Genomic DNA, 12834 nt, shown 5'->3' with positions numbered 1-12834 from the left:
CTCCGAGGTGGCCCTGCTGCGCACGCGCCTTTCTCAGGTGAGGTGGTCGCCGATCCACCAGTCGGAGATGGTCGCCATGTGTGCGGCAACTCTCTGGTGTCGCGGGTGGGTCCGGAACGCGGTGAACGCGGTGATGTCGGTGAACGTGGCCTCTTCGATGATGATGCGGCCTTTGCGTTCGTCGAGGGAGCGCGCGACCTCCCATTTCGTGATGCCGGGCAGGTCGGCGAGCGTGCGGAGCTGGTCTATGGCCCCGGTGACATCGTTCTCTTCGACGTCGTGGTGGATGCGGAAGAGTACGACGTGGCGGTAGCCCACGGGTTACTCGCGGATGGTGTCGGTGTGGTCGTGGTACCAGGCGACGGTGCGTTCGAGGCCCTCTTGCAGGCTGATCTTCGCGGTCCAGCCGGCGTCGGCGAGCTTGGAGACGTCGAGGAGTTTCTGCGGTGTGCCGTCGGGCTTCGTGGTGTCCCATTCGGTCTCACCAGCGAAGCCCGTCACGCCTGCGATGGTCTCGGCGATTTCTCGGATGGTGACATCGCTGCCGGTGCCGACGTTGACTTGGTCGGGCCCGTCGTAGTGCTCCATGAGGTGCAGGACGGCGTCGGCCATGTCGTCGGAGTGCAGGAACTCACGGCGCGGGGTGCCGGTGCCCCAGTTCGTCACCGTGTCGGCACCGGTCTTCGCGGCGTCGTCGTACCGGCGAATCAACGCGGGGAGGACGTGGGAGCCCTTCGGGGAGAAGTTGTCGTTGGGTCCGTACAGGTTGGTGGGCATCGCGCTGATCCAGGGCAGCCCGTACTGGCGGCGGACCGCCTGAGTGTGGAGGATGCCGGCGATCTTCGCGATCGCGTACGCGTCGTTCGTGGGCTCGAGGTGCCCGGTGAGCAGCGAGTCCTCGCGGATGGGCTGCTCCGCGAACTTCGGGTAGATGCACGACGATCCGAGGAACGCGACCCGCTCGACCTCCTGAGCGAGGGCCGCATCGAGAACGTTCGTTTGGATGCGCATGTTGTCGGAAAGGAAATCGACCGGGTACGTGCTGTTCGCAAGAATCCCGCCGACCTTCGCAGCCGCGAGCACCACGTACCGCGGCTTGATCTCCGCCATGTAGGCGAAGACGTCGTCACGGTTCTTCAGGTCGAGCTCGGCAGAGGTCTTGCCGACGACGTGGGTGAACCCTTCGGCCTCGAGTTTGCGGACGATCGCCGAGCCGACGAGGCCCCGGTGGCCGGCGACGTAGAACGTCGCATCCCGGTCGAGTTCGCCGGGTGCGTAGGCGACGCCGTCGACGGCGGTGCTCACGCGGTCCCCCATGAGGCCAGCTTCACGGTGTCGATCCATTCCGGGCCCTTGTCGAGTGCTTCCACGTCGGCGTCAACCATGAGGGTCGCGAGTTCCTTCCCGTGGATGGTGGGAACCCAGCCGAGCTTGTCGGCAGCCTTCGACGGGTCGCCGATGAGAGCGTCGACCTCGGTGGGACGCAGGTAGCGTTCGTCGAAGCGCACGAACTCCTGCCAGTCGAGTCCGACGTGACCGAACGACGTCTCGAGGAAGTCCTTGATCGTGTAGCCGACCCCGGTGCCGAGGACGAAGTCCTCCGGCTCATCGGCCTGCAGCATCCGCCACATGCCTTCGACGTACTCGGCGGCGTAGCCCCAGTCACGGATCGACTCCAGATTGCCGAGATACAGATCCTTCTGCACACCCGCCTTGATGCGGGCGACGGCGCGGGTGATCTTGCGCGTCACGAACGTCTCCCCACGCCGCGGGGACTCGTGGTTGAAGAGGATCCCGTTGACGGCGAACATGTCGTACGCCTCGCGGTAGTTCTTCACAATCCAATAGGAGTACAACTTCGCGACACCGTAGGGGGAGCGGGGGTAGAACGGGGTGTCTTCGCCCTGCGGCGGAGGGGTCGCACCGAACAGTTCCGACGTGGATGCCTGATAGAACCGCGTCTTGATGCCCGACAGGCGGACCGCCTCGAGCAGACGCACCGTACCGGTACCGGTCGTGTCGGCAGTGTGCTCGGGCTCGTCGAACGAGACGCGCACGTGCGACTGAGCGGCAAGGTTGTACACCTCATCCGGGTTGATCTCGCTCATGAGCGTCACCATGCGGGCGCCGTCGCTGAGGTCTCCGTAATGAAGGAAGAGCTTCGCGGTGGGGTCGTGCGGGTCGACGTAGAGGTGGTTGATGCGATGCGTGTTGAAGGTTGACGCGCGACGGATCAGACCGTGCACCTCATAGCCCTTCGAGAGCAGCAGTTCGGCGAGGTACGAGCCATCCTGGCCGGTGATGCCGGTGATGAGTGCGCGCTTGGTCAAGTACTTCCCCCTCGGTGAGTGCGACTTCCATTATGGCGACAAGCGGGTGTACTTCTCACCAGGGCGGGAAGCGTGATCGCTGAGGCTCAGGGGCTATCGGCTAGGGTTCTAGCCGTGGCCGAACCCCAGGAAACGCTCGATGAGCAACTCAAACGCCTGGTGATTCTTCCTTTCGGGCGATACTTCGCTGCTCGCGCGGATCTCCTTACCCGTGAGGGTGTGAAAACCTGCGAACCCATTGACGGGGTCTCGCCGTTCAGCGCGATGGAGACCAAGGACGACGCGGTCGGCTTCTTCACGACATCACCCCGGACGACCTCGAGATCGAAGATCGACACGAGGAAGGACCTTCGCCGGACGTTCGTCGACTCAGGGGCGGACTTTCTGGTCGTCGACAACACATCGGCTCTCATGAACCTCCGGGAGATGCGTGGCCGTTTCTACACGGTGGATGCACAAGAGTCATCCGACCTCATGGACTGGTTGTGGAACGACGATGCTGAGCGTGCTCAGGCGGACGTGGTCCGGCCGAACCGCACCGGACTGGATGAGCGTCTCGCCGCCTTGTACGGCCAGTTCATCGAGGCGTGCCTGGATGTGTTCCCGCCATCGCGAATAGTTCTCATCCGCTCCCACGTCGCTCGATTCTGGGTGGGTCAAGATGGCGAGCTGGGCACAACGAACGCCGATGATGCGACCGATCGGCTTCTGAACGACTTGGACTCGCGTTTCGCAGACGCCACGGGATGCGTCGTCGTCGACGCCGCCTTCGATTGGTTCCCCCGACACGAGAACTGGATCGCACCGGACCCTGCCGTTCGCGTCGCCATCGAAGCCTCGATCATGCGGGCGGTACGAGTCGGCGACTCGTCACCCCACCGCGCATTTCCCTCTCGATCCGAATCGCCGGCCTCGTTGATCTCGTGGTACTTGCGCCACGGTGCCGATATCGACCGGGAAAGACTGGAGCGGGCCTTCTCCACGACCCAGATCACGCCGGGTGACCTGGTCGCGCTGGCCGCCCTGGCCTCTGATCGTCCCGAGGACAGCGACGTGGTCCGCACATGCGTTCGGCTCGCTGTTTCGGCATCCGGCGCCGAACTCGTCCGTCGGAGCGTCGAGCGAGCAACCGATTCCTGGCGCGCGTTGAGGGAATCCGATGTCAACGCAGTCCCTCTCCCTCGCGACCCTGAGTTTCAGCCTCACATCCGTGTAGACAGCGGCCAAGGAGTCGTGTTCCGGTTCAACCTGGATGGCTCTCATGAGCGCATCGAATTCCTGCAACCGGACTGCGAGAGCTCAACGGCGACGGAGCCGGCATCCGTGTCCCTCCGCCAGGTCGTACCTGCCCTGTCCTCCTGGGAGTTCTATCTCGCACGGGCTCGGCGCGGCGACGCTTCGGGCTTCACTGCGCACGTTGCATCGGCGGATGAGCTCATGGATAGCTGCTCCTGGCTGGACTGGCGGAGCATCCTTCACGAGGAGAACGTCTCCATCTCCCTTGATGCTGACGTTCCGCGGGTCACGCAGGCGAAGACCGACCTCACATTTCTCTTCGACCCAGGCACTCGCGTGGTGACCGTCGGCGGCGGGCTGATGGATCAAGTTCAACACCTTTCGCTCTACGACAGTCTGTGCCGCTCGGCAGGTGTGTCGTATGTGGTGGACGACATGAGATACACCTGGTGGCGCAGCCACAACGGATTCGAGGCGGGACGTCTCGCGCCCGAGTTGGAGGGAAAGCGTCTATCGCGAAAGCTGTCGCGACCGCTTCTGGAACGGTTCCGAACCGCGGTGGAAAGTTGCCCTCCGACAGCGTGGCTCTACCGTCAGTCAGAGGCATGGAATCGGCTGGGCCTGCGCGGCGCGGTGGTCGTCGCTAAGAACCACGAGAATTCGCGCCGATATGTCGCAGCGAATCCTGCCTTCCCCGTCCTTCTTTATCGGACGCATGCCGAACTCGCCGCACTCATCGAAAGGCCGCCTGCGCAGCCGACGCTCTTCACAAGCCAGGACGGAATCGAGCGGGACAGCGCGAGTGCGGAGCACATCACAGCGCTCTTCGACTACGCCAATCTGATCGACGGTGGCGAGCCCCGTTCGGTCGTGGAAATGGCCGCCAAGATAGCCGCCGCTCCCTGTGCGGCTTTTCATGTCCGAAGAGGCGACTACCTTCAGGGCGCGTTTGACACGGAAGGTTGGCACTCCGCCACCGACCATTATCGAGCGGCGATGGAGGCACTTCGTTCCGGCGACTTCGGGGACGTTCACAACGTCGCCGTGTTCTCCGACGACATTCAGTTCGTCCGCGATCACGCTGCTGATTACGGGCTCGATCTTGTCCGAGGAGAGGTCCTGTACGTGGAGGGGAACCGGCACTTCGACTCGATCTACGACTCGTACCTGATCTCACGCTGCGAAGTCGTCATCGGATCCGTTGGGTTCTTCTCGATGATGTCGGCCTTGCTCGCCGACCCGCTCCCTACGTTCGTTCACGCCCGTCCGAATGGTGTGAGAACTCTGTGGAGCCGGTGACCTCGTTCACTCGCGCGGACTAGCACCGTTGTCGACGGGGAACTCGTTGGTCCACATGACGTTCTCGCGCCTCACTGCTGCAGGGGATCCGGCCAGCAGCGTGTTCTCCTGCAGGAACTCACGATTCACGATGCTCCTCGCACCGACGATGGAACCCGAGGGAATCCGGGCCTTGTTCAAGACGACAACTCCGTCGCCCAGCCATACGCGATCGCCGATCGTGATGCCCGCTTCCGGGTTCAACAGTCGCCCTGTGTTGCTGTCCCAGATCGCGTGATGGCTGGACCCTCTGACGGACACGTTGGTTGCGAACAATCCGTGTGATCCGATGTTCACGCCCAGCCCGGGCGTGAGGGGACCGATGATGTGCATGGCGCCGTTGAAGACGCATCCTTCTCCGACCGTGACGGTAGCGCCGGTGGAACAGCGGCCCGCGTTCACGACGAACGAGATCCGGAGACCGCCCGCTTGAATCTTGATGGCGCCGATCTCGACGACGCACTCGATCGCGGCGGCGAGATCGATGACGACATTCCGCCAGGACCCACCGTCGGCGAGTCGGACGATGTTGCCGGTTGACCGGTCGTGGAAGTTGATGGAGATGCCAGACGGCAGGTCGCCCTCCGAAAGGATCCTCGACGACCCGACCCAGATCTGATTCCGTTGGAACTGGTCTTTAGCCTCGTCAGCCGCCATGAACCATGCCTCTTTCGTGTGGGTTTTCCAGCATAGAGCGAAGCACGGGGGCGGATAAGCTTGCCGACCATGGATCTTCTTATCGTCGGGTCAGGCTTCTTCGGCTTGACCATCGCGGAGCGAGCAGCTGCAGCGGGCCGCAAAGTCACCGTCATTGATCGTCGACACCACCTCGGTGGGAACGCGTTCTCAGAGAACGAGGCCGAGACCGGTATCGAGGTTCACCGCTACGGCGCGCACCTCTTCCACACCTCGAACTCGACGGTGTGGGAGTACGTGAACCGCTTCACCAAGTTCACGAACTACGTGCACCGGGTCTATACGAACCACCGAGGCGTCGTCTACCCGCTCCCCATCAATCTCGCGACGATCAACCAGTTCTTCCAGTCGGCGCACTCGCCCGCTGAAGCCCGCGCGCTCGTTCAAGAACTTTCGGGAGAGTTCGACGCGGCGTCGGCGGCAAACCTGGAGGAGAAGGCGATCGCTCTGATCGGTCGCCCGCTGTACGAGGCCTTCATCCGGGACTACACCGCGAAGCAGTGGCAGACCGACCCGAAGGACCTTCCCGCGGAGGTCATCAGCAGGTTGCCGGTCCGATACAACTACGACAACCGGTATTTCAACGACACCTGGGAAGGTTTGCCGCTTGACGGCTACACCGCGTGGCTGGAGCGGATGGCGGACCACGCCAACATCGAGGTGAAGCTCGAGACCGACTTCTTCGACACGACGCAGCCCCTCAACAAGGCTGCGACCGTCGGGCAGGTTCCGATCGTCTACACCGGTCCGGTGGACCGTTACTTCGACTTCGCGGAGGGTGAGCTGGGGTGGCGCACCCTCGACTTCGAAGAGGAAGTCGTCAACGTCGCGGACTTCCAAGGAACCAGCGTGATGAACTACGCGGACGCCGACGTTCCGTACACCCGTATCCACGAGTTCAAGCACTTCCACCCTGAGCGCGCGGATCGTTATCCAGCCGACAAGACGGTGATCATGCGGGAGTACTCGCGTTTCGCCACCCGCGAGGATGAGCCGTACTACCCGGTCAACACTCCTGAGGATCGTGCCCGGCTGCTCGCGTACCGCGAACTCGCCAAGGGCGAGCGGGACGTTCACTTCGGCGGTCGACTGGGGACCTACCAATACCTCGACATGCACATGGCGATCGGGGCGGCCCTGTCGATGTGGAACAACTCGCTCAACTGACACGCGGGGCGGCGGGATCTGCAGTGATCCTGCGGATCCCGCTCACGCTCAGCGGCCTCTCTTCGGTTCGGTGCCGGAGAGGATCCGGAAGGCTACCTGGGAGTCTGCGGATTCGTCTATGCGCCGGAGCTCGTCTTTCGCTTCCGATGACAGGCGACCGAATTTTTTGAGAGCCCCGTCGAATGTGCCGTACACGACCTGAGCGAGGGTTGAGATCTGGTCTGGTGGCAGTTGGGCGCGCCGGAGTTCGTCCTGCATCGACAAGAAGCTGAGGAGATAGCCCTTCACCGAGTCGACGTCACGGAGCGCGGTGATCGTAGAACCCGGACGAATGCGCCGGGCGTACACGTCGACTTGGCGGTGTGCGACTCGCTGTGCGTCCAAAAGCAGCGAGAAGGTGAAGGGGTTGTCCTGATGGACGATGCCCGGGATGAAGCTCGCACCGGTGTCTCGCAGGAATCGAGTCCGGGTCAGATACATCCCGACATGCGGACGGTAGTCCTTCCCTTCCCGCATATCCGCGATCATTTCCACGCCGCTGCGGGTCAGTCCGTACTCGCGGCTCCGCTGGTAATAGCCGGCGTATCGCGCCCAGGCGGCCTCGGGCACCGCTCCATCTCGGAATGAGAAGCAATCGAACAGAAGCACATCGAGCTCGTTGCTATCCGCGTCGGCTACCAGATCCGCCAGCGAATCCGACGGCCAAAAATCATCGCTGTCGAGGAATATCAGGTATCGGCCGGCCGCGGCCTGCTGGCCGCGATTTCGAGCCACCGACTGTCCGCTGTTCGGTTGGTCGAGAATCGTCACGCGAGGGTCAGAGGTGGCATATCGCTGGAGTATCTCCAGGGAAGCGTCTGTCGAACCGTCGTTCACGCAAATGAGTTCGAGCGATGCCCCTGTTTGTGCGAGCACGCTCGACAGGCAGTCATCGAGCCACGGGGCTGAATTGAAGACGGGGATGACGACCGAGACGTCAGGCCGAGCTGCTCGAGCAGGCGGGGTCGTTGCCGCGCGGTTATCGAAGAACCGGGGGACCGCACTCGCAACGGGTCCTTCGTGACCCACCGCGCCGCTCGGCCCGGCGGAGCCGAGCAATCGACCCCTGATCTGAGCCCCGACAGACCTGGCGCGACGGCGGATGCCGCCCAGGGTGAGGCGCCTGACTTTCGGCGAGGCCGTGCGCTCCAACTCGCTGCGCAGGTGAGCGACTTCACGCTCGAGCTCGGCTATGCGATCTCTTCGCTGCTCAGTCACGTGAATCTCCTCAGGGGTCCCAATTCTCGTGACTCATGCTACGGGGACTCCTCCCGCCTGCCTCGGAACGGCGCCGCGGGGGCGAGCGAGTAGGGTTGGACCCATGCGCGACCCGGGGGAATTGACGTCGAATCAGACGTGGCACGAGGACGACTTTCTTGTTCGTCTGTTTAACGACGACGTTTCGTTGGCGTCCCACGATGCCTTCACCGGAGCACCGCGCGACCAGATCTCGGATCCGTCCGAGATGCAGTTCGGAGCCGTCACTCTCGAACTCGTCGCCGCCGACGCGCGCCGTCACGAGCGGCTCGCTGTTCTCCGTTCGAGGGGGTTCCTCGATCGCGACCTTCATTCATTCGGCGCGCGTGTCTCCTCACGATGGGCGCTCGATGCGTTGGCCGGGCGGCTGACACGACAGGCTCACACCTGGGACTCCCTGCGTGCACTGCTGCTTGCGCACTCCGCGAACGTTGAGTCGTGTGAACCCATGCTCGACGAGATCGCCCTGGATCGGCTCTTCGCGATGTCCGAGGTGTTGCACGAGCGCAACATGGACGAGCAAGCAGAGCGCGCGATGGTGAGCTTCATTGCGAACCGCATTCTTGCTGGAGGAGCCGCATCCAAATCGACGTGTCATCGCATCATCGAACGCGCCCTGCAGTTCGATGACGTGGAGACTGCGCATCAGCTTTTTTCTCGCGCGCAGGAACGGGGCTGGCTCAGGCTTGTTCACTCGCTCGCGATGAGTCACCCCCGATTCGGCGGCACCTTCGCGGGGTTGTTGAATCAACTCAACGAGCCGTACCGGCGCCTCGGTCTCGAGGAGGTAGGGCTCGCTGACGAAGGCGAGGCGCCGTTCGACCGTTTGCACGCGACGCCGCAGACCACGGTGTCCGATGGTCCCCTTGTCTCGGTAGTTCTCGTGGTCGGAGCGGGCAGATCGCGCACTCTTGCCGCCGCTGTACGGTCCATCGTTCAGCAGACCTACGCCTCCTGGGAGCTGCTGCTCGTCGACGGTGGCGGTGCGAGCACAGAGAACGAGTTGTCGAAGCTGGCGGCGGCTGACCACCGAGTCAGAATCGTCGGGTCCGAGAGCGGTAAGCGCGTTGGCGACTACCTGAACGATGGGGTCGACGCCGCGAGGGGTGAGCTGATCACCGTTCAGGACGCGTCGAGCTGGTCCCACCCGAGGCGACTCGAACTTCAGGTGGCGGACATTCTGGCGCACCCGGGCAGGCCGTCCAACCTTGTCTTCGACGCGCGTGTCGACGACGAACTCTTCTTCGTGGTGGACCACGGGGTCAAACTAGCCAAGTCGGAGTTGACCCTGATGTACCGGGCCGAATGGGCCGCTGAGGTCGGCCGCTACGACTCCGTGTCCGTGGGCGTCGCACGCGAATTCCGGAAGCGGCTGGAGCTCGTCACAAAACGCCCCACGCCAGCCCTGGTCCCCGGGGCCCCGCTCCAGTTCACCGCGGTCCCCAAGCTCGAGGTGAGGGGCGAGGACTACGGGGTGAAGAGCTGGGAGCCCCACAGCCTGACGGCATATCGCAGTGCCGCGAAGTATCGGCGGACTCGACTGGCTGAGGGCCAAGAGGTGGAGTTGACGCTTCCGACCGGAACGGCGTCCACTCTCGACATGGTCCTGGTGCTGGACAACAGAGAGTCCCCGCGTTGGCAGCGCTTTCATCAGATCGTTGCCGCCGAGATCATCGCGGCGTCCGATGCCGGCTACCGCGTAGGTCTTCTGCAGTCGGATGCTCTTCTCGGTCCGCACGGCACCGCCCGATTCGCTCCAGCTCTCGAAGCGCTCGTCCAAGACGGGACCGCCATCCGCCTCGACCCCGAGCAAGAGATCGATACTCGCTTGCTCATCGTGCGCCATGCCGGTGCAGCTCAGGGGCACTCCCCGTCCTCGCTGCGCCTCAGCGCTGGTCGAGTCATCGTCGTTCAGGATGACGCCGCAGGTGACGCCCGAGGGAAGTCGATAGCTGCCGCCGACGTCGAGGACATAGTCAAAGGCTGGTGCGGGACACTCGATGGCTGGGCGCGAGCCCTGCCGGTGCTCCCGGCGCCCACCGTCATCGCAGCAGCTTTCGACCCGACCGGGCTTCGCCTGACGATCCAGAGTGCGGTGAGCCAGCTCATTCGTGGCGTCCGAGTCACTTCCGGTTCGGAGACGGTTGACCTCGACGTTGTGAGCGGTGTCTCTGGCGTCGTCGCCGCGGCTCGTCCCGATTCCGTGGGGCCAGGCGCCTGGGAGGTTTTGGTCGACCACGCTGCCGATGACGGTCGCACGGTGACACGTCGCGCGCCGGTGGCTGCGGATGCCATCGTGTGGAACCAGGCTGGCCACATCGCTGTCACATCGGATCAGGGTCTCACCATCCTGGAACGGACAGGTGACGCCGGAGTTGATGACCTCGAGCGCCACTACCTCGCAGCCGAGGCTGCATCGGTCCGCGTGAGTGGCGAGCAGGTCGATCTGATCATCGAGACAGGCGCAGCGAGCTACCTGACGGGAGTGTTCGCGCAGCGTGAGGTGGAGGGTGGCGCCATCCGCCGGCGGGATTTCACGCCGAGTACGTCCGCGGGCCGGCGCACGTGGTCGCGCCCTCTCTCCAAGTTCGCAGATTCCCGGTGGCGCCTGTACGGCGCGTTCCGAACCAATGCGGGGATCGTCCACTACCCGATCCGGTTCGGTGCGCAGGTGGCGACCGAGGGAACTCCGACGTGGGCGCCTCAGGTTCTGTCCGGCGATCGTCTTCTTGTCGCCCCGCCCGTGCCGACGAAGATGCAGCGCGCCGCGCGCCGCATCACCGCTCAGGCGCGTCTGGTGGCACCCAAGCGCCCGATGTCGGCGACGCGTGGCGCGTCCGACATCCAATTCGATGCGCGGCATTCGCAACCTCGCGTCACCGACAGGCCGACTGTGTCGGTCGTGATGCCGGTGTACAACGTGGAGCCCTATCTGGACGTGGCGATTTCGTCTGTCCTGGATCAGGAATTCCGCGATCTCGAACTGATCCTCGTGGACGACGCATCGAAGGATGGCGGGCGTCGAATCATCCAGAAGTACTGGCGCAAAGACCCTCGAGTCCGAGTGTTCGCCCTCGACCACAACACGCTGGGCGGGGCAGGAATCCCGAGTAACGTCGGGCTACGCGCTGCGCGCGGTGCCTACGTTGCTTTCGCGGACAGCGACGATCACGTGACCGCAACCGGTCTCGCGAAGATGGTCGAGACAGCGGAGACCCACGAAGCTGACCTTGTCGTCGGAGACTTCCGAACCTTCACGGACCAGCTCACGGAGGGCACCGAGTCCTACGACCGCAAGGTGTGGGGGGAACTGCCTGTGGGCCAGGTTCTCTCCGCGGTCGATCACACCGCGCTGTTCAGGCTCTCGCCCGTGCCGTGGCGAAAGCTGTACCGACGCTCATTCCTGGAGGAGCACGGGATCGTCTATCCGGAAGGCGACTACTTCTACGAAGACAACCCACTCCACTGGTTCGTTCTGTCGCGCGCACGTCGTGTGGTCCTGTGCGATGAAGTGATCAGCTTCCACCGCATGGAACGCGAAGGTCAGACAATGAGCGCGCAGACGTACAAGCTCGGCGCGTTCGTGAACCACATGAACACGGTCCTCAACTCGTTGCTCGGGTCAGACCCGGCCCACAGAGAGGTGCTGTTCGCGTCGTTCGCGAACTATCTGGATCGGACCCTGTGGGTGGCCACGAAGCAGACTCAGGTGTCCGCCGCGGCGATGATCCGTCGCGGATTCGCCGAGGTGTACGAGCGCGCGATCGAAGCTGCCCCGACCGCAGACATCCCTGAGAAGACTCGGACGAAGCTGACGTCGTTCCGCTCGGCGTACCCTGACCTCGACCTGACGATCGTGGTCCCTGTCTTCAACAGCTCAGCACTGCTGAAGCCGACCATCGATTCGGTTCTGGCGATCAAGGGACTGCGTTTCGACCTACTCCTCGTCGATGACGGCTCCACCGACGATTCGTTGTCGATCATGGAGGATTACGAAGCGCGGTTCGAGAACGTCCACGTCTTCTCACAGGGCAATCGCGGTGCGGGACGAGCTCGTAACTCGGTCATCCCTCTCGCTTCGGGCCGCTACACCTACTTCCTCGACGCGGATGACGTCATCGATTCGGCTGCAATCGTCGCCGCCGTCCGGCAGGCTGACGAGGAATCCTCGGACCTCTTGTTCATGAAGTACCGCATCGAGTACACCGACGAAGGACGTTCCCGCGGGATGTTCGACGCTGACCGCGAAGTGTGGAGCCGAGCGTCGAAGGCCGTCAGCCACCGGCGTCGGCAGCAGGAGGCGACGCAGCTCATCAACTATCCGTGGAACCGACTGATCCGGACGCGTGTTCTGCACGATGCGAACATCTTCTTCGGCCCGACCGTTGTTCACAACGATGTGCTGTTCCACTGGCATTCGATTGCCGCCGCCTCGCGAATCTCGTTCTTCGAAGGCGAGGTGTGCGTCCATCGCAAGTTCACGTCCCGTGAGCAGATCACGAACATCAATGACGCGCGGCGCCTCGCGGTTCTGGAAGCGCTGCGAGGGACGCACGAGCGCATCTCCGCCATGGACTCGTATGACGGAGTCCGCGAGGAATGGAACCATTTCGCCCAGCATCTGCTCTCGTGGGCGGCGAGTCGCATTCCCGAGGAACTGCGGCCGCTCTACGAGCTGCGTCGCAGCGAGCTGAGCCGCGAGTTCGAACGTCAGTCCAGCTTCGCCGACTAAGGGGCATGGGGAGGTGAAAGCGGCGGTCGCGCGGCTTTC

Annotated in this window: 9 protein-coding genes; 3 read left to right on the top strand and 6 right to left on the bottom strand. The window is 63.5% G+C overall.

Translation table 11 applies throughout. The features are described 5' to 3' along the window. Window positions 1-33: 33 nt before the first annotated feature. From ABQ271_RS12715 to gmd, 3 genes are read right to left on the bottom strand one after another with little or no spacing between them, the layout of a single operon-like run. Window positions 34-318: a Dabb family protein gene (locus tag ABQ271_RS12715; RefSeq protein ID WP_349309101.1), complete on the bottom strand. Its 285-nt coding sequence runs from the start codon at window positions 316-318 to the stop codon at window positions 34-36. Window positions 319-321: 3 nt separating this feature from the next. After that, complete coding sequence (locus tag ABQ271_RS12710; RefSeq protein WP_349309047.1) at window positions 322-1317, bottom strand: GDP-L-fucose synthase; 996 nt, start codon at window positions 1315-1317, stop codon at window positions 322-324. Beyond that, window positions 1302-2330, bottom strand: coding sequence for a GDP-mannose 4,6-dehydratase (gene gmd, locus ABQ271_RS12705; RefSeq protein WP_349309046.1), 1029 nt, complete (start codon window positions 2328-2330; stop codon window positions 1302-1304). Before gmd ends, ABQ271_RS12710 begins: the two co-directional genes overlap by 16 nt. A gap of 114 nt (window positions 2331-2444) precedes the next feature. Here gmd and ABQ271_RS12700 point away from each other — a divergent pair, with 114 nt between their 5' ends. Continuing rightward, the gene (locus tag ABQ271_RS12700) at window positions 2445-4865 is read left to right on the top strand and encodes a hypothetical protein (RefSeq protein WP_349309100.1); all 2421 of its coding nucleotides are present in this window, start codon (window positions 2445-2447) and stop codon (window positions 4863-4865) included. 6 nt (window positions 4866-4871) lie between these two features. Here ABQ271_RS12700 and ABQ271_RS12695 read toward each other — a convergent pair whose 3' ends face one another. Continuing rightward, entirely contained in the window at window positions 4872-5561 is a 690-nt protein-coding gene (locus ABQ271_RS12695) for a hypothetical protein (RefSeq protein WP_349309099.1), read from the bottom strand. A gap of 69 nt (window positions 5562-5630) precedes the next feature. Between ABQ271_RS12695 and glf the strand changes: the two genes are divergently transcribed. Continuing rightward, entirely contained in the window at window positions 5631-6767 is a 1137-nt protein-coding gene (gene glf, locus ABQ271_RS12690) for a UDP-galactopyranose mutase (protein WP_349309098.1), read from the top strand. 48 nt (window positions 6768-6815) lie between these two features. Here the strand turns inward: glf and ABQ271_RS12685 are convergent, their stop codons facing one another. Both ABQ271_RS12685 and ABQ271_RS12680 read right to left on the bottom strand, forming a co-directional pair. Then, window positions 6816-8024 (bottom strand): glycosyltransferase, encoded by a 1209-nt coding sequence (locus tag ABQ271_RS12685; protein ID WP_349309097.1) that lies wholly within the window; start codon window positions 8022-8024, stop codon window positions 6816-6818. A gap of 373 nt (window positions 8025-8397) precedes the next feature. Beyond that, window positions 8398-9321, bottom strand: coding sequence for a hypothetical protein (locus ABQ271_RS12680; RefSeq protein ID WP_349309096.1), 924 nt, complete (start codon window positions 9319-9321; stop codon window positions 8398-8400). 33 nt (window positions 9322-9354) lie between these two features. Here ABQ271_RS12680 and ABQ271_RS12675 point away from each other — a divergent pair, with 33 nt between their 5' ends. After that, a complete protein-coding gene (locus ABQ271_RS12675) occupies window positions 9355-12795 on the top strand; it encodes a glycosyltransferase family 2 protein (RefSeq protein ID WP_349310905.1) in 3441 nt (1146 codons plus the stop codon). Window positions 12796-12834 lie beyond the last annotated feature (39 nt).

Origin of the sequence: Microbacterium sp. MM2322, from assembly GCF_964186585.1 — a bacterium.
GTDB lineage: Bacteria > Actinomycetota > Actinomycetes > Actinomycetales > Microbacteriaceae > Microbacterium.
The sequence above is the reverse complement of the archived record's forward strand: the minus strand, read 5'-3'. Positions and strand labels throughout refer to the sequence as shown.

Coding starts and splice junctions, on each gene's coding strand:
- ABQ271_RS12695 (WP_349309099.1), bottom strand. CDS start 5,561: ATGGCGGCTGACGAGGCTAAAGACCAGTTCCAACGGAATCAGATCTGG.
- glf (WP_349309098.1), top strand. CDS start 5,631: ATGGATCTTCTTATCGTCGGGTCAGGCTTCTTCGGCTTGACCATCGCG.
- ABQ271_RS12710 (WP_349309047.1), bottom strand. CDS start 1,317: ATGGGGGACCGCGTGAGCACCGCCGTCGACGGCGTCGCCTACGCACCC.
- ABQ271_RS12675 (WP_349310905.1), top strand. CDS start 9,355: ATGTACCGGGCCGAATGGGCCGCTGAGGTCGGCCGCTACGACTCCGTG.